At 40.0% G+C, this 25,067-nt stretch carries 10 protein-coding genes; 7 read left to right on the top strand and 3 right to left on the bottom strand.

Annotated features, from left to right (window positions below):
• Positions 1-38: 38 nt before the first annotated feature.
• The 4 genes from ASE74_RS01595 to ASE74_RS01580 all read left to right on the top strand — a co-directional run bounded on the left by ASE74_RS01595 (position 39) and on the right by ASE74_RS01580 (position 19,573).
• A complete protein-coding gene (locus tag ASE74_RS01595) occupies positions 39-13,502 on the top strand; it encodes a putative Ig domain-containing protein (RefSeq protein ID WP_082458604.1) in 13,464 nt (4,487 codons plus the stop codon).
• Between the two features lie 37 nt (positions 13,503-13,539).
• Positions 13,540-14,541, top strand: coding sequence for a PorP/SprF family type IX secretion system membrane protein (locus ASE74_RS01590; protein ID WP_055903253.1), 1,002 nt, complete (start codon positions 13,540-13,542; stop codon positions 14,539-14,541).
• A gap of 70 nt (positions 14,542-14,611) precedes the next feature.
• A complete protein-coding gene (locus tag ASE74_RS01585; protein ID WP_055903252.1) occupies positions 14,612-16,612 on the top strand; it encodes an OmpA family protein in 2,001 nt (666 codons plus the stop codon).
• Positions 16,613-16,774: 162 nt separating this feature from the next.
• Complete coding sequence (locus ASE74_RS01580) at positions 16,775-19,573, top strand: lantibiotic dehydratase (protein WP_055903251.1); 2,799 nt, start codon at positions 16,775-16,777, stop codon at positions 19,571-19,573.
• On the opposite strand, the gene ASE74_RS01575 is transcribed toward ASE74_RS01580, so the two are convergent.
• Positions 19,570-20,670, bottom strand: a complete 1,101-nt coding sequence (locus ASE74_RS01575) for a sensor histidine kinase (protein WP_162235771.1) — start codon at positions 20,668-20,670, stop codon at positions 19,570-19,572. The genes ASE74_RS01580 and ASE74_RS01575 overlap by 4 nt on opposite strands.
• Before the next feature lie 159 nt (positions 20,671-20,829).
• Between ASE74_RS01575 and ASE74_RS24635 the strand changes: the two genes are divergently transcribed.
• Positions 20,830-20,976, top strand: coding sequence for a hypothetical protein (locus ASE74_RS24635; protein WP_157255315.1), 147 nt, complete (start codon positions 20,830-20,832; stop codon positions 20,974-20,976).
• A gap of 5 nt (positions 20,977-20,981) precedes the next feature.
• Here ASE74_RS24635 and ASE74_RS01570 read toward each other — a convergent pair whose 3' ends face one another.
• Positions 20,982-21,725 carry a LytTR family DNA-binding domain-containing protein gene (locus tag ASE74_RS01570; RefSeq protein ID WP_055903249.1) on the bottom strand — a complete coding sequence of 248 codons (744 nt, stop codon included), beginning with the start codon at positions 21,723-21,725 and terminating at the stop codon, positions 20,982-20,984.
• Between the two features lie 348 nt (positions 21,726-22,073).
• On the opposite strand from ASE74_RS01570, the gene ASE74_RS01565 reads away from it, so the two are divergent.
• Together ASE74_RS01565 and ASE74_RS01560 are read left to right on the top strand one after the other, a co-directional pair.
• Positions 22,074-22,448 (top strand): hypothetical protein, encoded by a 375-nt coding sequence (locus tag ASE74_RS01565; protein WP_055903248.1) that lies wholly within the window; start codon positions 22,074-22,076, stop codon positions 22,446-22,448.
• 19 nt (positions 22,449-22,467) lie between these two features.
• Positions 22,468-22,962 (top strand): type I restriction enzyme HsdR N-terminal domain-containing protein, encoded by a 495-nt coding sequence (locus tag ASE74_RS01560; protein WP_055903247.1) that lies wholly within the window; start codon positions 22,468-22,470, stop codon positions 22,960-22,962.
• Positions 22,963-23,107: 145 nt separating this feature from the next.
• Here ASE74_RS01560 and htpG read toward each other — a convergent pair whose 3' ends face one another.
• Positions 23,108-24,994, bottom strand: coding sequence for a molecular chaperone HtpG (gene htpG, locus ASE74_RS01555; protein WP_200912244.1), 1,887 nt, complete (start codon positions 24,992-24,994; stop codon positions 23,108-23,110).
• Between the last annotated feature and the right edge of the window lie 73 nt (positions 24,995-25,067).

Below are 25,067 nucleotides of genomic sequence, written 5' to 3'. Positions count from 1 at the left end.
GCATTCCCACATAGTAAGTCTTCTAAATAACGCCTGACATGATGAAAACTCATACTTTCTCGTCCCGAATAGGGATTATCCGCAATACTTTCGTTGCAATCATCATTCTTTTAACGCTCTTTTACTCGAAATCGTATGCGCAAAATAAAGTTTTTGCAAATAACGTATCTGCACAAAGCAGAGTCGATAATGCAAGCAATGCCACACTGAACGATAACACTTTTGCTACTGTAAATTCTTACGGCGGAATTGCTGTTGGTATTGGCGGGTATAGTGGAGAGCTTGAATTGAAATATCCAACTCCACTTTTGGCAGGAGTTACTTCTTATATCAGAATAGATTTTGACGGAGATATACTGAACAGGTTACTGGGAGGTAGCTTAGGAGGATTACTTGCTAACGTAGGCGGTACAGTAGTATTGGGCAACCACTCGTTTGAGGTAGGTGCCAGAAATGGTGCTTCTACAGTATTAACAGGTAGCAGTACAGCAGCTTTTTCTACTGATAACATTAAAATTGTTAAAGATGCCAACGGTTTCTTTTATGTAGCAATAAGGCCGGCACAGGCTTATGACCGTGTGTATATTAAAGACGTTACGAATGCTGTTTTACTTGGTGTTAGTAATAGTACCAGAGTGTATAATGCATTTTATGTATCTGGCACCGATCCTTGTGCACAGGCATTTGCAACAGGCTTTGAGGGAACAGGAATAACACTGGATGCTTTACAACTTGGAAGTTCGGGCGTAACCAATAGTGAACGGGCAATTGATACAGATCCAAACAATTTTTCTACATTAAGTTTAGGTGTACTTGGCGTGACTTCATCCATCAGCCAAAATTTTTATTTTACAACTCCTTCAAATGCTGGTGATGATATTAACCTAAGATTCAGTTCTACGCCTGCATTGCTAACCGCAGGAGTTTTGCAAAACATTTCGGTAACGGCATATAGCGGCGATACCCAGGTGTATACCACTACAGCTGCTTCTTTATTAAATTTAGATTTACTTGGTTTACTTAACAGCGGGCAGCCGGTAACTGTTCCTTTCTCACCGGGGGCAGCCGTGGTATACGATCGGGTTAAAGTTACACTAGGTTCGGTTTTAACTTTAAATGCTACACAAACCATTAATGTTTATGGCGTAACACGTTCGGCACCACGACCAACTTTTACTGCGCCTGCAAGTAATGCAATAGCAGCATGTTACAATACAACAGTGCCTTTAACAGCTACCACAGCTAGTGCCAATGAATTAATCTGGTATGATGTAATAGAAGGTGGAACGGCATTACAAACAGTAGCCTACAATGGAACTTTTACTACGCCGGCATTAACCGCCAACAAAACTTATTATGTTGCAGCCCGAAAGTCAGGCTGTACAACAGAATCAACTAGGGTACCTGTGGTGATTACCGTAAACCCGCAAATTATTTTTAATGGTGCTACCTTAATCAATGCTACACCTGGCTTTGCTTATGCTAAACAATTGGATGCTGCAACTGGGGGTACTGCAGGTTATACTTATGCTTTAGCTGCGGGAAGTACTTTACCAGCAGGCTTAACTTTATCTGCTACAGGTGCAATTACCGGCACACCAACTGTAGCTAATGCTTATACTTTTTCGGTTGTAGCAACTGATGCCAAAGGCTGTAAAGCTACCGCAACCTATAGTTTAACGGTTACTGCTGCATTGGTGCTTACACCAGGTGCATTACCTAACGGTATTACAGGAACGGTTTACCCAACACAAACCATTCCTGCTGCAACCGGTGGAACCGGACCGTATGTTTATACTGCAACAGGCGTTCCTCCGGGTTTAACTTTTAATCCAACAACAAGAGAAATTACCGGAACGCCAACTCAACCTGGTAACTATACCATTCCGGTTACTGTTGTTGATGCAAATGGCAATACCATTACTTCAAATTATACTGTAAAAATTACTGATCCTTTATTGTTACCTCCAGCAACATTGGCTGATGGTACTACCGGAACAGTTTATACTACACAGATTATTCCAAGTGCAACTGGTGGCACCACGCCTTATACTTATTCGGCAACTGGTTTGCCTCCGGGCTTAACCTTTAATCCATCTACCAAAGCCATTACGGGTACGCCAACTACAGCGGGTACTTATACCGTGCCGGTTACCGTAACAGATGCTGATGGAAAAACAGTTACCACCAATTATACCATTAATGTAAACAACCCATTGTTGTTGCCTGCAGCAACTTTGCCTGATGGAACTGAAGGAACGGTTTATGCTACGCAAACTTTACCAAGTGCAACTGGTGGCGTTGGTCCTTATACTTATGCTGCTACAGGTTTGCCCGCGGGATTATCATTTAACCCAACTACAAGAGAGGTTACCGGTACGCCAACCCAGGCAGGTAATTATACCATTGGTGTTACGGTTACCGATAGCCAGGGTAAAACTGCTAATAACACTTATCCAATTAAAGTAAATGGTACCTTAACCTTACCAACCAGAACTTTACCTAACGGAATTGTTGGTACTTCTTATTTGCCACAAACTTTACCTGCGGTAACAGGTGGCACGGCTCCATATACTTATGCCGCTACAAACCTTCCTCCGGGCTTATCATTTAACCCAACCACAAGAGAAATTACAGGGACGCCAACTCAGGGTGGTACTTATAATGTTGCTGTAACTGCTACAGATGCCAATAACAATAAAGCAACTACAACTTATGCAATAACGGTAACGGTTAATGCTCCGGTTGTGGCTTCTGCAACAGTTTGTACCGGCAGCACTGCTACTTTAACGGTAAGCAACCTGCAAGCTGGTGTAACCTATAACTGGTATGCCTCTACAGGAAGTACACCACTGGTAACAGGCAATAACGGTACTTTTGTAACACCTGCAATAAGTTCGGCAACGGTATTTTATGTTGAGGCTGTTTCTGGAACAGCAATCAGCACAAGAACATCTGTTACAGTTTCTGTTAATCCGCCTGCAACTTTAGCAACGGTTACTACAAATAACCAGGTAATCAACTCTGGCCAAACTACAACATTAACAGCGACTGCTGACGCAGGAAATACCATTGCCTGGTTTGATGCGCCAACTGGCGGAACACAAGTAGGATCTGGAACTTCGTTCACTACACCAGCATTAACTGCAACCAAAATATATTATATTGAAACTACAAACGCCAATGGATGTATAAGCGCAAGTCGCGTTCCGGTAACTGTAACCGTAATTAACGGTGGTGGTGCAACGGCTTGTAATGCTGCAAATGGACAGAGTACCGGTATTAATGGTATTTGTTTATTATGCGCAGTAAACGGTGCGGGTAACTCAACCGATGCGAATGCAAACAACTTTACAAGAATTTCTCTTGCTGTAGGTGCTACGGCAACTGGTTACCAACAATTAATTTTCCCATCTACAGGGGTTGCTACTGATAGCATCCGCTTAGATTTGGCCTTACCAACCGGTTTAGCTGATGTTGGTTTATTAAACAATGTAACTGTTACCGTATTAAACGGTACAACAGTTGTTAAAACCGTACAATTAAACGGTGGCTTATTAAGTCTTCAACTTTTATCCGGAAACCGCTTTGCAGCAACTGTTTTAGCAGGTGGTGCTTACGATAGGGTACAAGTGAGTTTTGGTGCATTGGTTTCTGCCTTAACCAGCTTAGATATTTATGGTGCTACTGTGGTTTATCCAAACCCAACATTTATCGCAGGTGCACAATGTATTTGTTCAGGCAGCACTGCAACATTAAGCGCAACTGCAAACGGAGGTACAACTTTGGCCTGGTTTGATGCGCCAACAGGTGGAAATCAGGTAGGAACAGGTGCTAACTTCACTACTCCGGCATTAACAGTAACCACAACTTATTATGTGCAGGTAAGCAAAGGTACCTGTTCAAATACAACAAGAGTTCCGGTGGTTATTAGCGTTAACCCTGCAATTGTATTTGCGGGTACAACTTTAACCAATGCAACAATTGCTTCTCCATACAGTAAACAACTTCCGGTAGCAACTGGTGGTACACCTGGTTATACCTACACACTGGCTTCGGGCAGTACTTTACCCGCAGGTTTAACTTTATCAACAGCAGGTTTGGTGAGCGGAACACCAACTGCAACAGGTAATCCAACATTTGATGTTGTTGCAACTGATACAAAAGGATGCAGTACAACTTCAACATTTACTTTAACTGTAACACCAGCATTGGCTCTGGCTCCGGGAGCATTGCCTAACGGTGTAACAGGTACAGCTTACACTACAAACGGAATTCCAGCTGCAACTGGCGGAACTGGTCCGTATACTTATACAGCTACTTCCCTTCCTCCGGGATTAACTTTTAACCCTGCAACAAGAGAAATTACAGGAACCCCAACTCAAATTGGAACATATACTATTCCGGTTACCGTAACAGATGCCAATGGCAATACCATTACGGCTAACTACACAATAAAAGTAACCGATCCTTTGGTTTTACCAGCAGCAACTTTAGCCAACGGAACCACAGGAACAGTTTATCCTACACAAACTATTCCATCTGCAACCGGTGGATCTACCCCTTATACTTATGCTGCAACTGGTCTTCCTCCGGGATTAACTTTTGATCCTGCAACAAGAGCAATTTCAGGCACGCCAACACAAGCTGGTACTTTCACTGTACCGGTAACGGTTACCGATGCTGATGGAAAAACTGCAACCAACAACTATACAATTGTAGTGGTTGATCCTTTATTGTTACCTGCGGCAACCTTGCCTGATGGTACAGAAGGTACTGTTTATGCTACCCAAACCTTACCATCTGCAACTGGTGGTGTTGGTCCTTATACTTATGCGGCCACTAACCTTCCGGCAGGTTTAACTTTTAACCCGGCAACAAGAGAAGTTTCGGGAACACCTACACAGGCGGGTAATTATGCTATAGGCGTAATTGCTACAGATAGTGAAGGCAGAACCGCAAGTAACACCTATGCGTTAAAAGTAATCGGCGTATTATCGTTACCTGGTGCAAGTTTGCCAAATGGTATTGTGGGTACACCTTACCCAACTCAAACTTTACCAGCGGTAACAGGTGGCACAGCACCATATACTTATTTAGCAACAAACCTTCCTCCAGGATTAAGTTTTAATACTGCAACAAGAGAAATTACAGGAACTCCAACTTTAGGCGGAACCTTTACCATCTCTTTAACTGCAACTGATGCAAATGGAAACAAAGCAACAACAGCTTATAGCATAACGGTAACCGTTAATGCTCCGGTAGTTGCTGCGGCAACCGTTTGTGCAGGTAGTTCTGCTACGTTAAGCGTTAGCAATTTACAGGCTGGCGTAACTTATAACTGGTATGCTGCTACAGGCAGTACGCCATTGGTTACCAATAATACTGGCGTTTTTGTAACACCAGTAGTAACTGCTCCTACTGTGTTTTATGTAGAGGCAGTATCTGGCACTGCAGTAAGTTCTAGAACAGCGGTTAACGTTTCTGTTAACCCTTCGGCAACTTTGGCAACGGTAACTACCAATAGCCAGGTAATTAATGCTGGCCAATCTACCACCTTGTTGGCTACGGCTGATGCAGGCAACACCATTCAATGGTACGATGCTGCTACCGGCGGAACGCAGGTTGGCACAGGTACTTCATTTACTACGCCAACATTAGCTGCCACCACAACTTATTATGTAGAAACAACAACTGCAAGCGGATGTAAAAGCGCAAGCCGTGTTCCGGTAACTGTAACTGTTTTAAACAACGGTGGCGGTACAGCTTGTAACGCAGCTAATGCTCAAAACTCTGGTATAACCGGAATCTGTCTATTATGTGGCATTACCGGTGCAGGAAATTCTACAGATGCAGATCCTGCCAACTTTACCAGAATATCACTTTCTGTAGGTGTTGGTTCTTCAGGATACCAACAACTAATTTTCCCTGCTGCTGGTACAGCTACAGATAGTTTACGTTTAGATTTGGCATTGCCAACCGGATTGGCCGATGTTGGTTTGTTGAACAATGTAACCGTTACCGTATTAAACGGCACTACAGTGGTTAAAACCGTACAGTTAAACGGTGGCTTATTAAATCTTCAACTTTTATCGGGCAACCGTTTCGCTGCAACAATATTGGCAGGTGGTGCCTATGATAGGGTACAGGTTAGCTTTGGGGCATTGGTAACTGCTTTAACCAGTTTAGATGTTTATGGTGCTACCGTAATTTATCCAAACCCAACAGTAACAGCAGGCGCACAAACCATTTGCGCTGGCAGTACTGCAACTTTAACTGCGACAGCAAACGGCGGTACAACTTTGGCTTGGTACGATGCTGCAACTGGTGGTACACAATTGGCCACAGGCGAAACATTTACTACACCAGCTTTAACAGCTACTACCACTTATTATATACAGGTTAGCAAAGGCGGTTGCCCGAACGTAACAAGAGTTCCGGTTACGGTAACCGTTACACCGGCATTACCAACACCGGTATTGGCAACAATTGCCAATGTTTGCGAGGGATCATCTGCAACTTTATCGGTTGCTAATCCAGATGCTGCGGTAACGTATAAATGGTACGATGCTGCAACAGGTGGAAACTTGATATTCACCGGTGCGATTTTCCCAACACCGGCATTAACGGCTGCTACTACTTATTATGTAGAGGCATCACAAGGAAACTGTACAAGTGCTGCACGTGCTGCTGCCGCAGTATCAGTAAATCCTCGTCCGGTTTTACCAGTGGTAACTGCAAGTTCATCGACGGTAAGTCCAGGTCAAACTGCCATTTTAACGGCGAGTTCAGCAGATCCAACAAATACTTTCAATTGGTATACTTCTAATACTTCTACCACTCCGGTTTATGTAGGTGCAACTTATGTTACTCCTCCACTATTGGCTACTACCACTTATTATGTAGAATCAGTTTCTACCAATGGTTGTACTTCAGCAAGCCGTGTTCAGGTAACCATTACGGTTGATGGTAACGGATCTCCAAACCCGGTACCATGTGAGGCTGCAACCACACAAGTTGGTGGTGTTACAGGAGTAGCTTTATTATCGGGTGTGTTTAACCCGGCTTTAGCGATTGATAACGATACGCAAACAGCTTCTTCACTGGTAATGCCTGTTGGCGCACTTGGCGCATCTGTTTACCAGAGAGTGGGTTTTGGTTCACTATCTAAAGTTGGCGATACGGTACGTGTTTTAGTATCATCACCAGGAAAACTATTGTCACTTTCTCTATTGGGAAATGCTGCGATAACCACTTATGTTGGCACCAACAGCAACGGTGATTCGCGTTTATTAAACGATAACTTATTAAATATTCAGCTGTTAAGCGGTAATACTCAGGCTTTAATCACTTTTGTACCAACCAGTGTTTTTGATGGGGTAGAAGTAAGGTTAAATTCAGGGGTATTGGGTGCTTTAACATCAATCAATTTAAATTACGCACAACGTATTTTGGTTGCACCAACGGTAACTTCTGCAAATGTTACTGCTTGTGTTGGCCAAACTGCACAGCTTGAAGTGAGTAACCCATCGGCAAGTTTAACTTACAGATGGTACGATGCTACAGGCACATACTTAAGCGGTAAAGACGGTATTATATTTACTACCCCGGTTTTAACTGGCGACACTAAATTCTACGTTGCAGCAGTTTCTGCTACTGGTTGTGTGAGTTATAAAACTGTTGTAAACGTAACTACTAACCCAGCTCCGGTAACCCCAGATCTGCTTTCGGCATCGGTTAATACCTGCCCTAATACATCGGTTACTTTCCAGGTTAAAAATCCAATTGCAGGTACTACTTACAACTGGTACGATAGTGCAACCTCTACAACAGTATTGTTTACCGGCGATAACTTTACAACGCCTTTAATTACGGCAAATACAAGTTATTTTGTAGCAGCGGTAAATGGCTGTGGTACATCATCAACAAGAACAGAAGGTAAAATTATATTGGGTACTATTGATGTTCCGGTAATTACACCACCATCAATTACCATTAGTGAAGGTGCTGTTGCAGTATTAAAAGCAACTTCGAGTACTGCAGGTGCTACTATTAACTGGTACACCACAGCAAACGGAACGGTGCCTGTATTTACAGGTGAAACTTATGTAACGCCACAGTTAACCACTACCACCACCTATTATGTAGAAGCCACTGTGCCTGGCGGTTGTACTGCAACAAGCAGGGCAACTGTAACCGTTACAGTAATACCTAACGGCAACCCGGTAGTTACACCTTGTGGTGCGGCTACAACTACTGTTGCAAGTGGTGTAACTGGTTTAGGCGTATTGGCAGGTGTATTTAACCCAACATTTGCGGTTGATAACGATATCAATACAGGATCTAGCCTGGTTATCCCGGTAGGCTTATTAGGTTCGTCGGTTTACCACCAGGTTGGTTTTACTGGTTTATCAAATGTGGGTGATACTTTAAGGGTGAAAATTACCACTCCGGGTACATTACTTTCGGTAGCTGTATTGCCAAACTTAACGGTAACCACTTTCCAGGGTACAACCAGCAATAACGATGCGGTTGCTGTATCGAACCCATTAATCAATTTAAAATTATTATCAGGCGGAACATCAGCCATATTAACTTTCGTACCAACCAATAGATTCGACGGGGTAGAACTTAGATTAAGTTCAGGCTTGCTTGGTGCTTTAACCTCTGTTAATTTAGATTATGCTCAAAGGGTAATCACTACGCCAACCGTTACAGCCGCTACGGCGAGTGCTTGTCAAGGATCATCTGCAACCTTAAGTGTTCAGAATCCGCAGGCAGGAGTAACATACAAATGGTACTTAGGTACAACTTACCAGGCAGGAAAAGACGGTGTAACTTTTACAACCGATCCAGCTTTAACTGCCGGAACGTATACCTATTCGGTAACTGCAACAGCCAATGGTTGCGAAACTTTAGGTACTAAAGTGTTGGTAACTGTTTTACCTCCGGCGGTAACACCTATTCCATCAACTACCAATCCGGCTACAACCTGTATTGGTACTTCAGCTACTTTAAGTGTGCAGGCAGTTGCAGGTATTACTTACAACTGGTACGATGCAGCTGTGGGTGGCAATATGCTGGTAACCAATAACAGCAATTTTACCACACCGGCAAACCTTGCGGCGGGCACATACAACTATTATATAGAAGCAGTGAGTGGCGCAGGTTGTACCAACCCAACTCGTGCGGTGGTTTCAATCACGGTTAATCCTTCAGCATTAGCTACCGATTTAACTGTAACCGGAACAACATCTTTATGTGCTTCTGGTACAGCAGTTCTTACTGCAACAAGCACAACAGTAACAAGCCCGGTATTTACCTGGTATACTGATGCGGCCTTAACACAGGTTGCCTTTGTTGGTGCAGTATTTAATACGCCAGCAATTAATGTAACCACCAAATATTATGTTACCGTTAGCGGAACCAATAAATGTGCAAATACGCCAGGCAATGCCAAAGAAGTTACCATTATGGTAAATCCTGTTGCAGGCCCAACTGATATCAACGTAGCCGGAACAAGCACCACTTGCGGTGGTTCTTCAGTTACTTTAAATGCCACAAGCACAACGGTAACCAACCCAATATTTACCTGGTATAGTGATGCTGCCTTAACAACAGTAGCATTTACAGGCGCAAACTTTATTACCCCGGCACTTAGTGCCACCACTACTTATTATGTAACGGTTAAAGGCGATAACAAATGTGAAAATACTGCGGCAACTGCCAAACCGATAACCATAACGGTTAATCCGGCAGCAACAGATGCAGATATTGCCATTACCGGAATTACCTCAATCTGTAAAGGTTCTACAGCTGCACTGTCTGCTTCAACAACAACAGTAATTAACCCTGTATTTACCTGGTATAGCAATGCTGCTTTAACTACCGTAGCATATGTTGGGGCTAGTTTTACAACACCTGCACTTAACGCAACCACCACTTATTATGTAACAGTTAGAGGTGATAATAAATGTGAAAACTTAGCCGCAAACGCTGAGGTTGTAACTGTAACGGTTAAAGATTTTGCCACTGCTGCGGATATTGCAGTAAGCGATGCTAAAATCTGTGCAGGCTCTACCACAATGTTAATGGCTTCGAGCACAACGGTAACACAACCGGTATTTACCTGGTACAGCGATGCATCGTTAACCAGCGTGGTATTTACAGGTCCAACGTTTACCGTAACCGGATTAACAGCCACAACTACATATTATGTAACGGTTAAAGGTGCCAACAAATGTGAAAACAGTGCGGCAGATGCTAAAGTGGTAACGGTAACTGTTAATCCACTGGCTACTACTACTGATATTATCTTGAGCGGAAGCACATCGGCTTGCGCGGGATCATCGGCAGTATTAAGTGCAACATCGCCAACTGTAACCAACCCGGTATTTACCTGGTACAGTGATGCAGCCTTAACCAATGTAAGTTTTATCGGTGCAACTTATACTACACCTGCATTAAACAGCACAACCACTTACTACGTAACTGTAAAAGGTGATAATAAATGTGAAAATGCACCGGGTACTGCAAGGGTAATTACCATCACGGTAAATCCTGTTGCAACTGCTTCGGATATTACAGCTACTGATGCAACAATTTGCGCAGGATCTGGAACTACTTTGGTAGCCAGTACTACAACTGTAACCAACCCTACCTTTACCTGGTATAATGATGCTGCTTTAACTTCGGTAGCTTATGTGGGTACATCATTTGTTACCCCGGTATTAACTGCAACAACCAAATACTATGTTACAGTTAAAGGTGATAACAAATGTGAAAATTCTGGTACTACTGCAAAAGTGGTAACTGTAAATGTAAACCAGGGAGCAACCCTTGCAGACATTACTTTATCTGCACCAACTTTAGTGTGCGGATCGGGTACGGCTGTAATTAATGCAAGCTCTACAACAGTAACAAACCCAGTATTTACCTGGTATAATGATGCTTCATTAACAAGTGTAGCCTTTACCGGCCCAATATTTACCACGCCGGTATTAACCACTACAACCACTTACTATGTAACCGTAAAAGGAACCAACAGATGTGAAAACACCGCAGCAAATGCAGCAGCAGTTACCATTAAAGTTAATCCTATAGCAGTTGCAAGTGATGTTGTGGTAAGTGGATCAACAAACATATGCGGAGGTTCTGCCGCGGTATTAACGGCAAGTAGCACAACAGTTACCAACCCGGTATTTACCTGGTATACCAATGCAACTTTAACTGATGTGGCTTTTGTAGGCGCAGTATTTACAACACCAACATTAACAGCTAATACTACTTATTATGTTACAGTTAAAGGTGATAACAAATGCGAAAACAGTGCAGCAACAGCTAAATCTGTTAACGTTGTGGTTAACCCGGTAGCTTCAGCAACTGATGTTACTGCGGCAGATGCAACCATCTGTGCAGGATCGTCGGCCAGCTTAGTAGCCAGCACTACAACAGTAACCAACCCAATATTTACCTGGTACAGTGATGCTGCTTTAACTACACCAGTGTTTACAGGTGCAACCTTTAATACGCCAGCACTAACTGCAACTACTAAATATTACCTCACAATAAAAGGTGATAACAGATGTGAAAGTTCTGCTGCAAATGCAAAAGTGGTTACCGTAAATGTTAATGCAGGTGCAACAGCGGCAGATATTACTTTATCTACGCCAGCAAGGGTATGTGGTTCAGGAACAGCAGTAATCAATGCCAGTTCTACAACAGTAACCAATCCTGTATTTACATGGTACAACGATGCTTCATTAACAAGTGTAGCCTTTACCGGCCCAATATTTACCACACCGGTATTAACCACTACAACAACTTATTATGTAACGGTTAAAGGAAGCAACAAATGTGAAAACACCGCAGCTAACGCTAAAACAGTAACCATTACTGTTAATCCAATTGCTGTGGCAACAGATATAGCCGTAAACGGATCAACTTCAGTATGTGCAAGCTCAGCAGCAACATTGGCAGCAACAAGCACAACGGTAACCAATCCGATATTTACCTGGTATAGCGATGCAGCATTAAATACAGTGGTGTTTACCGGTCCGGTATTTACTACGCCAGTATTAACTGCAAGCACAACATATTATGTAACTGTTAAGGGCGATAACAAATGTGAAAACACTGCAGCTACAGCAAGGGTAGTAGCCATAACGGTAAATGCGATACCAAATAACCCTGTGGTTACCGTACCAAACGGCGGTATATGTGCCGGCGACGGAGCTACATTAACCGTAAGCAACGCACAGCCTGGTGTTACTTACGAATGGTACAATGCAGCAGTTGGTGGTAATTTATTATTCACCGGTACAACCTATAATGTTACTGCATTGGCTGCAACAACCGATTATTACATTTTAGCAATCGGAACAGGTGGTTGCAACAACAACGGAGGCCGTGTTAAAGTAACGGTAACAGTTAATGCTAAACCAACTGTACCAACAGTAGCTTCAACATCGGTGAGTGTATGTTCAGGAAGCCCTGCTATATTAACGGTTACAAATCCTCAGGCAGGTGTTACTTATAACTGGTATACAGCTGCGGCAGGTGGAACATTGGCCGGAACAGGTGTAAACTTTACTACTCCGGCAGTTACTGCAAACACCACTTATTACGTAGAAGGTGCAAACGGAACATGTATCTCATCATCAAGAACAGCGGTAAATGTAATTGCTTTGCCAGTACCAGTTGCACCAGCATCGGTAACAGCGGCAAACGGAACACTTTGCTCGGGTAGCTCAACCATATTAACTGTAAACAATCCGGTTGCCGGCTTAATTTACAGATGGTATGCTGCAAGCTCTAACGGCCCTGTACTTGCAGAAGGTATAACCTTTACCACACCAAACTTAACCGCTACCACAATCTACTATGTAGAGGCAATTGCTGTAGGCGGTTGTGCTAGTCCAACAAGAACAGCGGTTACGGTAACCATACTTCCGGTATTGGATAAACCAGCGGTAGTAGTACAAAGCACAACAGCAAATAGCATCACGTTTGCATGGGCTGCGGTTGCAGGTGCTACGGCTTACGAAGTATCGTTGGATAATGGTTTAACCTGGATCAATCCAACAAATGGATCAACCGGAACAACTTACCTGGTTACTGGCTTAAAACCAGATCAGAGTGTAAGCATCCTGGTAAGAGCCAGAGGACAGATTGAATGTCAAACCAGTGCAAATGGTAGTGTAACCGGTAAAGCAGCTAATCCATTCGGAGATCAGGTGTACATACCAAATGCATTTACGCCAAACAACGATGGTAAAAATGACACCTTCCTAATTTATGGTAATACCATAGCAGGAGCTAAAATGAGTATTTACACACAATGGGGTCAGTTGATATTCCAATCAGATAATGTAGCAAATGGATGGGATGGAACTTTCAAAGGTGTAAATCAACCAATCGGGGTGTATGTGTATATGGTTGATATTACATTCACCAACGGTACAACATCATTAAGAAAAGGTACAGTAACGCTGATTAGATAAGAAGAGGATTAATAATAAACAGATAAAATCAAAGACCATGAAAATACTATCGGCTTTAAAAATATATGTTGCAGTGCTGGGATTACTGCTGTGTACTGCTAAGTCCTTTGCGCAAACTGATCCGCATTTTTCACAATACTATGCAAATCCGTTATACCTTAACCCAGCATTAACAGGGGTTATAGATGGCGATTACCGTGCAACGGTAAACTTTAAACAACAATGGAGTGCTTTAAACAGTTCCTTTTTAACCGGAGGTGCCTCTTTTGATATGGCACCAAAAAAGAACTTCGCTTTTGGTGCTACCATTTTAAACCAAAGGGCAGGGGAGCTTGATTTTAACTACCTCTCTGCACTGGTATCGGGTTCGTACCGTTTAAGGTTTGGTGCCGAAGGTTTGCAAATGGTAAGTTTCGGCTTGCAGGCAGGCGTAATTAACCGCAGTTTCGATTTCTCTCAAGCCAGATTTGGCAACCAGTTTAATCCGATTTCGGGTTATGATGGCGGTATGATGAGTGGCGAAACACTTTCTTCCCAATCATCGCTTGTACCGGATGTAAACGCTGGTATAATGTTTTTTGATGGTAACCCGAACAAAAGTGTAAACGTTTTCTTAGGCGCAAGTGCAGCACACTTAACCCGCCCAATGGATCGTTTCTCAGGCTCAAATTCACGTATTCCGGTTCGTTATACTGCACATGGTGGCGCAAGAATCAAAGCTTCGGAGTTGTTGGATATTGTTCCCAATGCCTTGTTTATGTACCAGGGTAATACAAACGAAGTTTCGTTGGGTGCTTACGCACAGCTTAATGTTAATCCATCAGCAAATATTTTGTTTGGTGGTAACTACCGGAATAAAGATGCCGCAATTGCATTTGTTGGCTTACAGCTAAAAAACATGGTTTTCGGCTTAAGTTATGATGTAAATACCTCAACTTTTAACCGTGCCTCAAACAGTAACGGTGGTTTGGAGCTTTCCATCTCGTTAATTGGCCGAAACGGTATCATTGGTCCAAACTTCTTTTGTCCACGATTATAATTATTCAAATGAAACTATTATGATTTAAAACCATAATAGTTTCATCACCATTGAAAACAAGTTTAGAAAGATGAAAAAAATATTACTCTTTTTGTTAGTGGCATTCGGCGGTTTTGCAAACGCACAGTACGTGGTAAATTATAAAAAAGTTGCAGATACTTATTTCGAAAATAAGGACTATTATGCGGCATCTACCTTTTATAAAAAAGCCTTAAAAATTACTGGCGATAGTACCCAGGCCATTTTGCCTTATGGTAAGGAAAGAAAATCAGCTACTGATGATAAAGTGGTGGAAGATTATGAAGGATCGATTTTTAACCTTGCAGAATCGAGCAGGTTGTACAGAGAATTTAATGAGGCCGAAAAATATTATGCCATAGCAATCACCTTTACCAATACCCGTTTTAAAAAGGCATTATTTTATTATGCCGAAAGCTTAAGGGCAAACAAAAAGTTTAACCTCGCCATAGATGCTTTTCAGGAGTATATTCAAAAAAATCCGGGCGATGCTTTGGCTAAAGAAGCTAAAAAGGAAGTAGAATCATGCAAGTTCGCGATAGAAGAAATGCGTTTTCCACGTATGGTGCAGATTAAAAAAGTGCCTGGCAATGTAAATGGTTTAGGCTCTAACTACGCACCGGTTAAAATCAATAACGAATTGTATTTTACTTCATCCCGTCCCGTTGCAGTGGGTAGCAAAAAAGATATGGTTAAAACAGATGCAGGAGAAATTCAGGTATCAACCAAAACAAATCCCTTCATCAACAATATTTATGCAGCCAAAGGCGAATTAACTGCTGCCGATATTGCAGTAAGAAAGATCGATATCAACTTGCCTAAAAATATAGAGGTGGCTGCAGCTACTTTTACCCCTGATGGAAATACAATCTATTTTACAGGTTGGAGAGACAAAGAAAAATATACCATTTACAGTTCGAAAAAAACAGGCGATAAATGGGCAGATCCGCTTCCGGCAGGTTTACAGGTAAACAGTAAAGATTTTAATTCATCGCAACCTTTTGTAACCAGTGATGGTAAATTCCTGCTTTTCTCATCAGATAGAAGTGGTGGTTATGGCAAATACGATCTTTGGTATTGTGCTGTCCGCGAAGACGGATCTTTAGGTCAGGCCGTAAACATGGGGCCAACCATCAATAGCGAAGATGATGAGCGCGCGCCATATTACAACCCATTAACCAAAAAATTATTGTTCAGCACCGATGGCCGCATTGGCTTTGGAGGTTTGGATTTTTTCGAATCTGAAGGAGATCTGGTAGATTGGACTACACCAAAAAACCTGGGTTATCCGTTCAATTCATCAAAAGATGATCTTTATTTCACTGCAACAGATGAAAAAGGAACAAAAGGATACATCAGTTCAGATCGCGAATCATCATGCTGTTTAGAAGTTTTTGAGGTGAAGAAAGAATTCTTCTCTATTGCAGGTATTTTAACCGACTGTAAAACAAAATTACCTTTAGCAGGTGCAAACGTAACGCTAACAAATGCAGAAGGTGCTCAAAAATTAACTACAGGTACCGATGGTATTTACAAGTTTAAAGTTGATTCTAAAAGGCCAGTTAAATTGCTTTTTGCAAAAGATAACTACTTTGCAATTACTAAAAACTATCCTTACGAAGAACTTGCAAAGGCAGATACATTAATTTATAAAGACTACTGCTTAAGTCCGTTTAAATTGGGTATTCCAATCGCTTTGGATAACGTATATTACGAATTTAACAGTGCAGAGTTAACCGAGCCATCTAAAAAAGTGTTAGACTTCCTGATTCCGATTATGGAAGATAATCCCGAAATGGAAATCGAGTTAGGCTCTCATACCGATAATATTGGCACAGATGAATACAACCTCGATCTATCAAACAGAAGGGCAAAATCTTGTACTGATTACTTGGAAAGTAAAGGGATAGCCGCAGCAAGAATGATTTCGAAAGGTTATGGAGAATCGATGCCGATTGCGCCAAATGAAATTGTGGTTAAACGCAAGAAAAAAGATAATCCTGAAGGCAGAGCCAAAAACAGAAGAACAGAATTTAAAGTAACCAAAAAATAGCATACAATTAACATTTTCATTAAGCCATCTCTGTTAAGGAAGATGGCTTTTTTGTTTGTTCGTGCAGCAGCCTTGCTAATATTGACCGTTGGTGTTGGCAAAAACAAACTGATAAGCAGTTTTTGAATTAATCTTTGTAATTTTCACCACCATTAAAACGCAATGAAGATTAATATCCAACCGACTGTAATTTTTAGAACACCCAAATTTTCCTATCAATCTGAACTCGAAGATTGCTGGGAAGAACTAAAAGCAGCCATATCTATATCTTCTACAGCTTTTTACGAAACCATAAAAGAGGTTAAGGCCGATGAATTAAAAAGTCTTTCACCAAAGGTTTACTTTACCATCTGGAAATATTTTAACCGCGCAAAATTCCGTTCAACACCCTATGGCACATTTGCTGGTTTTAGTTTATTAAACAATGCGATAAAACCATCAGCAAGCAATATTGTAATTGAAGAAGATCAAAAAATATGTGAACTGGTTGATTGGCCGTACAAAAATAACATCCAATTACCCATAGCCGATTTGCTTGCAAAGAACTGCCAGTTATTTAGCAATAGCAGCTACTATTTCATACCAGGCAGTATTCGTTACATTGCCTGCACCGATGGTGTTTTCGAATTAGCAGAACTGGATGATAACAGCTTTGTAAAACAAATATTATTAGCCTGTTTAAAGCCTGTTCGCGCTAACGACCTTATTAAAGCTCTTGATATAAAAGCCGATGAAGTAGAAAGCCTCTTTGGCCTGCTTCAGGATATGCACGATTTGCAACTCCTTTTTACCAATTATGACCCAAATATTATCGGAAAAGACTATTTCGAACGCTTAGGAATGCCCGTTACAGCAGCGTTACCACAATATTTGATTGCGCAGCGAAAAGTTCTGTCTGGAAATGTTGATGAAAGTTTACTATATGCTGTTCCCGGATTGGTTAAAACGCTGCAAGGGATTTTACCGGCTAACGATCGCGAAGCACTTAAGCAGTTTACTAGCAGGTTTAAAAAGAAATTCGAAGATCAGGAAGTACCATTACTGCTGGCCCTTGATCCTGAATTGGGGATTGGTTATGATGAACTGGAGCAGGGTGGGCAGCACGATAATTTTATTGCTAAATTAACGAATAAAACAGCCAAAACCGATGCTGATAACGAGCGGATTAAATCCACATTAAAAAATACATTAAACCAAAATTTCGAAAAAGGTAAACCGGTATTTCTAAATAAACTCAAACTTCATTTAAACGAAAAACCACGGTCTTTACCCAATTCGACCAGTATGATAATGGCTGTGCACGACGATCTGATTTTTGCAGAACAGATTGGTGGAGCCACTGCCAATGCATTAACAGGAAGGTTTACCATGGCTAACGATGCTGTTGAAGATTATGCGAAAAGCGTTGCCAATGCCGAACAGGATGCAAACCCTGATGTATTGTTTTTCGATGTGGCCTACATGGTAGAAGCCAATGTGGATAATGTTAACCGACGGAAATTGATCTACAATCATCAGTTATCCATCCTGAATTTTGATACTTCAGCCCAACCGCTCGCTTTAAACGATATTCAGGTTTCAGTTATCGGTACTGAGGTAATTCTTCGTTCCAAATCCCTTAATAAACGTTTGGTACCCAGAATGGCTTCGGCATATAATTACTCCCGCTCTGATTTATCAGTATTCAGGCTTTTATGCGATTTGCAGCACCAGGGTGTAATAACCAGTTTATCATTACCGCTCGAAAGCCTCTTTCCTGATCTGGATTATTATCCACGCCTGCAATACCATAATATTGTTTTAAGCAGGAGCAAATGGCGCATTAAAAAAGAAGCACTTTTAGGAAAAGATCAAAAATACCTATCCATCGAGCTTTGCCGTAAATACCTTCAGAATTTAGGGGTGAGCGATTATTTTAAAGCCGGTTTATCCGATCAAACCCTATGCTTTGCCTTGCAGCGTGATGATGATATCAACGCTTTTCTTCAATATATGCAAAAACAAACCAGCATTTACATTGAAGAATTTTACCTGCCTCAAAACAATGTTGTGGTTGATGAAGGCGCAAAGCCTTATCTGGCCCAGTTCGTTTTATGCATCGCCCATCAGGAGCAGATTTATGGCGGCTTACCCAATCCTTCAGATCATAGCACTATTACGCGTTATTTTCCTCCAGGAAAAGAATGGCTTTACTTCGAAATTTATTGTCACCAACAAAGATCCGATCAAATTCTGGCCACTATCATCAACCCTTATTTGGCAAAACATGCTGCCCAGATTAAAAAATGGTTTTTTATCCGTTACAATGAAAATGGAAACCATATCCGGTTTAGGGTATTGCTAAATGATTACCGCAATGCACAAATATTAACCTCCGGCTTAATGGATGATCTGGCTCCGTTTTTAAATGCCGGTTTGATATCAGATGTGCAGATAAAAAGCTATAAACGCGAGCTTGAACGTTATGGCAGTAACATGATAGAAAATGTTGAACAGCATTTTACTGCTGACAGTGAATTTGTGTTATCTCTTTTCGAAACTCAACCTGATGATTTTAACAAGTATAAATACTGTTCAGATCTGGTAGCAAACATTGTTCAGTCAAAAGTTTTTGATCAGCAGGCGGCAGGCAAAATGATCAGGTTATTTTCAGATTCTTTTAACCATGAACATCGTTTGGAAGCAGCAGATTTTAAACAGTTAAACAGCTATTATCAGGAATTCAGGAAAGCTGAGATTTTAGCGTTTACAGCCAAACAACAACAAAAATTTGAAGTATTTGCTGCTTCATTCATCAATTGCCTCAAACAGGTTAAAACTGAAAAAATGGTTAAATTATTTGGCGATTTAATGCACATGCATGTAAACAGGCTTTTTAATAAAGATCCGCGTACAAATGAAATGGTAATGTATTACTTTTTGCTAAAAGATTTTCAACGCAGAAATGCAATCGGTGCTTAACGGTTTAGCCTGGCCAGTGGATTAACAATATCAACCGAAATTTCGGTAATGTACCTGTTCAGAGGATCTTTATCATACTTGAACAGATAATCTTTGCCATAAAAATTGCTCAGGCGCTTCGCAATGTTTTCTATACCTACATGGTGACTTTCGCTTTGCTTACCTTTATTATCATTGATCATATTTATGGTTGTGATATTGAGGTGATCGTTTTGATAAGTAATTTTGATAAGTGCAGGCTGGGTAGAGTGCGAAACGTTACCATGTTTAAATATGTTTTCTACCAGCGTTAACAAAATAAGCGGCGGAAACCTTAATCCGAATAAATCTCCTATTACCTCAAGTTCCAGATTAATCGTATTTGCTGTTCTGAGCTTATGCAGGTTAATTAAATGTTCTATCTGCTCAATTTCTTCACTGATGGGAACCATTTCTGATGCCTCCGGTCGTTTTAATGCATAGCGCATCATTTCAGCCAGGTTCATAATCGCATCAGCAGCCATTGGCGCCTTTTTGCGGGCATCGTTATAAATAAAATTTAAGGTATTAAACAGGAAATGGGGGTTAATCTGGCTTCGGAGGTAATTATTTTGCGATTGAACCAGATCGTTTTCCAAAGCCTGCTTCTCAATCTGGGTAACCAGGTTCTGTCTTTCCAATGCTTCAACTTTCTTTTGATCCTGGAAAGATTTCTTAATGTATACATAACCCGTGGCAAAACCGATGTAGTATAAAGAACGATAAACACTGGTTAGGAAAAAATCTCGGTTGAATGAAACAGGTCCACTTATCTTGATAAAATCTAATTCTATAAATACCAATCCGGAATAGTAATTAAAAAAAGTATACGCACCAATATTCAGAATTATGAGTAACGAAATTTTTACTGGTATTAACTTTAAATTTTTATTACTTAACAGTTTATTTAGAAAAAAAGCATGAGTATAAAATACTGTAATATTGCTTAAGTAAATAAGGAGATAAACACCCGGTGGCCTGAATAATCTCGATACCAAACCAAGTACAAATACCTCATAAATGATATAAATACTCCAAATAAAGAGATGGAGTTTATATTTTTGAAGGAATTTTTTCAAGTAAAAAAAGATCATTTTATTGCTTTTTATCTATTAAATTAGGGTTTTTGTCTTCTAAATCGAGGGTTTTGTGTAAAAAACTAGTTGCGTTGTGTTTTGAGTTGCACCTTTACAGAAATTAATAACAACAATAAAATACATACTTAAAAACATTATATCATGAAAGCTCAAAACACAACTAAACTTGCTAAAAAAACTGTTTTCGTTTATAAAAACATTAAATCTCAAAACAACTATTCAACACACCCAACTGGTGATCAAAGTCAAACTGTAGTAACTAACGCTACCTGGATTTTTGCAGTTTAATATTGCTATTGATTTCTGTTAGATTTCAATAAACTATTCTGCACATAAGCGAAGAAAGTTTCTTTATACCCTTCGCCAATCTGAATCATTTCATTATTTACAAGGCGGATAATATTTCCATCTACCTTTTTAATGGCCGATTTAGCAACGATGTTCGATTTGTTAACCCTTATAAAAGCATGGTTTTCTAAGGCTTTTTCGATCTCCTTGAGTGTAAGATAAGTAGTATGCGTTTCGGATTTGGTAATGATCTGTATATAGTTTTGTAAGGCCTTAATATACAGTATCTCATCAATCGCAATATTGGAAAAAGCATATTTGTGATCGCCTTTAATATAAAGTGCAGCCACCTGATCCGGTTCTTTTGAAGAAGGCTTGGCGCTATTCGCTTCTTTCTTCAGGATCCTGTCTATACCAAGCGCAAATTTTGCGAAAGAAATTGGTTTAAGCAGGTACTGATCCGATTGAACATCAAATGCCTGTAAAGCATAATCAGGATGTGCGGTGGTGAAAATTAAATACTTTGCTTTTTCCCTGATATTTTTGGCAAGCTCCAATCCATTGATTCCGGGCATGTCGATATCCATAAACAATAAATCAATCTCATCATCAGTGCTTATTTCAGTAAGTGCCTGTACGGGGCTGGTAAAGGTCTTAAAAATTGTTAGCCCAGGCATTTCCGCAATGTGGTCAGTTAACACCTCAATTGCATGTTGCTCGTCGTCGATAACAACGCATTTTAGATTCATGATTATTTAAATATGTTTGTTTTATTTGATTTGAATGCAAGTTAAATAAAAATGAATTGATTTAGCAATTGGGCCTAAAAAAATCTTCATTCTGTTTTCGTCTAATAAACTGATGGGTTTCGTGTAATATTCTATAGGGTTGATGTAAAAAACTTACCCAGTAAACTTCTTTTTCTAATCTTTAAACTGTTTGCCAAAAACAAATAAACATCTACCTGCCCAATATTGTGTAGCCTGTGGATAAAAAAATAAAAACAGGCCATACAACACTGGGTTTTAGATTTTAATAAAACTTAAAGAATTAAAAAAGAAGAAGAAAAATATTCCCTACATCTATCTACCGCCAAAATGAAACACAACGAATACGAATACTTGCTAAATAAAATCTACTACAAAGGGATTCTTAAAAATAACGGAATCAACGCAGATATGTACCAGAGAATGCAAAATGAATATAGCAATCTTGATCTACCTGCATTGGTTAAAGGAAAACTTGATGGTGATTATGCCTTCAGAAAATCTTTTTTAGTTGTTCGCAATTTTGTTCAGCAAGCCATTAAAGACGGTTTAAAAAGCTTTCATTTTACCATGAATTCAACAGATATCAACAAATTGACTTACATGGTGGATATGTTAAACAGGAACTTTTTTGATAAACAAAGTTTAGACAGGATTATCACTACAGCAAATTCTGTATTCAATCAATATAACTTAAAAAACTAACCATCTATAAAGATATATCATGGAATTAAAAGACGAAATCGGGCAATTTGCCGTAAGAATCAAGAAAATGCTTCCACAGGTTCAATCTGAAGATCTGACAAGGAATGCACTCGTAATGCCTTTTATCCAAATTTTAGGATTCGATGCATCTGAAGTTCAATCTGAAGCTGTATTAGATTTTGGAGTTAAAAAAAGTAAAAAAGTAGATTACACCATTATGAAAGATGGTGAGCCAACAATTTTAGTTGAATGCAAACACCACAACGAAAATTTAGATATCCATGATTCACGTTTATCTAAGTATTTCCGTAAAACAAAAGCTAAATACGGTTTATTAACAAATGGCCTTGTTTACCGCTTTTACACAGAGAAAATGGTGAGATCAAAGAAAAATCAAGAGCCTTTGTTCGAATTTAAAATAACGGATACCAAAGCTGCTACAATTGCTAAAATGATCGAAGAACATAAAGATTATTTTAACGTAGATCAGAAACAAACGCCATTAGCAAGCTAAAAATATATTAATTTTAATCTAAGAGTTCCCGAAAATTCTTACCTAAAAGTTCCGATCCAATCGGGACTTTTTTTATGTCCGGCCTTAAAAACAAAAGGGAGAAACCGCATTGGTTTCTCCCTTTATTGTAATGATATAATATTGCTTAAATAAGTGCTACACTTCTGCTTACAAAGGCTGTTAATTCAGCTCCTGTTAACATTCCTTGTGCCAATAGTGCTAAATCTACCGCTTGTTTAGCCAGTGTACTTTGCTCAGCCTCATCAGATGCCAAAATCTTGGTGATCAACTTGTGGTTTCCGTTAATGGCAACCTTGTAGCTGTCTGGCATTTGCCCATAAAAGCCCATACCACCACCCATTGCAGCCATATCTTTCATGCGGCGCATAAACTCATCCATGGTAATGGTAACAGGCAATTCTTCAGGGTGTAAAGCTACAATTTCTACCTGCATACCTGGTTTGGTAATGGCTTTTTCGAAAATTGCAGTTACTTCCTTCACCTGATCTTCAGTTAAAACATGCTCGTTTTGCTCATCTTTTTCAATCAGTTTATCTGCAACGCTCGAATCAACACGTTTAATTGATGTTTTTTCTAGTTTTTGCTCCAATTGATTAATAAAGTGATTATCAATTGGCGAATCCAATACTAAAACATCGTAATCTTTTTTGTTGGCCGATTGGATAAACGCATCTTGTTTAGCAGCATCGTTAGTGTACAGATAAACTACTGAGCCGTTTTTATCTGTTTGTAATGCAGTAACCTTCTCTTTATACTCTGGTAAAGTGAAAAGCTCGTTTTTAGTGTTTCCAACCAAAGCAAAATCTTTTGCTTTATCGTAAAATTTCTCCTCACTAATCATTCCGTATTTTACAAATAAACCAATGTCTTTCCATTTATCCTCGTATGCTTTACGGTCTTTCGCAAATAACTCCGCTAATTTATCAGCAACCTTTTTAGTGATGTAGTTATTGATTTTTTTAACATTGCTATCAGCCTGTAGGAAACTACGCGATACGTTTAAAGGAATATCAGGTGAATCGATTACACCATGTAAAAGCATCAAGAATTCTGGTACAATATCTTTAACCTCATCGGTAATAAATACCTGGCGTGAATATAATTTGATTTTATTACGCTGCATTTCAAAGTCGTTTTTCAACTTAGGGAAATACAATACGCCCGTTAAATTAAAAGGATAATCAACATTTAAATGAATCCAAAACAAAGGTTCTTCGCTAAATGGATACAACTCACGGTAAAAACTTAAATAATCCTCGTCTGACAAATCTGCAGGAGCTTTGGTCCAGATTGGGTTAGTGGTATTGATGATGTTATCAACTTCTACATCACTAAATTTAGCTTTACCTTCTTCATCAACACCATCTTCAACAGATTCTGTTTTAGTGCCAAATTTAATTGGAACAGGTAAAAATTTAGCGTATTTATCTAATATTTCCTGAAGTTTGCTTTCTGCTAAAAATTCTTCAGAATCTTTATTCACGTGAAGGATAATATCGGTACCTCGGGTAGTTTTAGTGCCTTCGGTAATTTCGAATTCTGTACTGCCATCGCAAACCCAACGTGCAGGTTCTGCACCATCCTGGTAAGATAAAGTTTGAATTTCTACTAAATCGGCCACCATAAAAGCAGAGTAAAAACCTAAACCGAATTTACCGATGATTTCGTTGGCATCTTTAGCATCTTTAAATTTCTCAACAAACTCACTTGCGCCAGAAAATGCAACCTGGTTGATGTATTTCTTAATCTCCTCGGCAGTCATTCCCAAACCGTTATCACTAATGGTAATGGTTTTTGCGTCTTTATCAACGGCAACTTGTACCAATGGTTGGCCAACTTCTCCGTTAAACTGACCTAATGAACCTAGTCTTTTAATTTTCTGAACTGCATCTACTGCGTTAGAAACCAACTCACGAAGAAAAATTTCGTTATCAGAGTATAAAAACTTCTTAATTATCGGGAAAATATTCTCGGTATGTATCGAAATATTTCCTTTTTCCTGTATGCTCATATGTAAATAAATTGTTTAATCTATATGCTGCATATCAAGGGTTGTTCCAAAAGGATTTGTTTGCCAAAATGAC

It is taken from the genome of Pedobacter sp. Leaf216, from assembly GCF_001421515.1.
Taxonomy (GTDB): Bacteria; Bacteroidota; Bacteroidia; order Sphingobacteriales; family Sphingobacteriaceae; genus Pedobacter.
Note: the sequence above shows the minus strand (reverse complement) of the source record. Positions and strands in the feature narration are given on the sequence as shown.

What these genes read in the sequence shown, in the direction of transcription:
- ASE74_RS01595 (WP_082458604.1), top strand. Translation starts at nt 39, where the DNA reads ATGATGAAAACTCATACTTTCTCGTCCCGAATAGGGATTATCCGCAAT.
- ASE74_RS01590 (WP_055903253.1), top strand. Translation starts at nt 13,540, where the DNA reads ATGAAAATACTATCGGCTTTAAAAATATATGTTGCAGTGCTGGGATTA.
- ASE74_RS01585 (WP_055903252.1), top strand. Translation starts at nt 14,612, where the DNA reads ATGAAAAAAATATTACTCTTTTTGTTAGTGGCATTCGGCGGTTTTGCA.
- ASE74_RS01580 (WP_055903251.1), top strand. Translation starts at nt 16,775, where the DNA reads ATGAAGATTAATATCCAACCGACTGTAATTTTTAGAACACCCAAATTT.
- ASE74_RS24635 (WP_157255315.1), top strand. Translation starts at nt 20,830, where the DNA reads ATGAAAGCTCAAAACACAACTAAACTTGCTAAAAAAACTGTTTTCGTT.
- ASE74_RS01570 (WP_055903249.1), bottom strand. Translation starts at nt 21,725, where the DNA reads ATGAATCTAAAATGCGTTGTTATCGACGACGAGCAACATGCAATTGAG.
- ASE74_RS01565 (WP_055903248.1), top strand. Translation starts at nt 22,074, where the DNA reads ATGAAACACAACGAATACGAATACTTGCTAAATAAAATCTACTACAAA.
- ASE74_RS01560 (WP_055903247.1), top strand. Translation starts at nt 22,468, where the DNA reads ATGGAATTAAAAGACGAAATCGGGCAATTTGCCGTAAGAATCAAGAAA.
- htpG (WP_200912244.1), bottom strand. Translation starts at nt 24,994, where the DNA reads ATGAGCATACAGGAAAAAGGAAATATTTCGATACATACCGAGAATATT.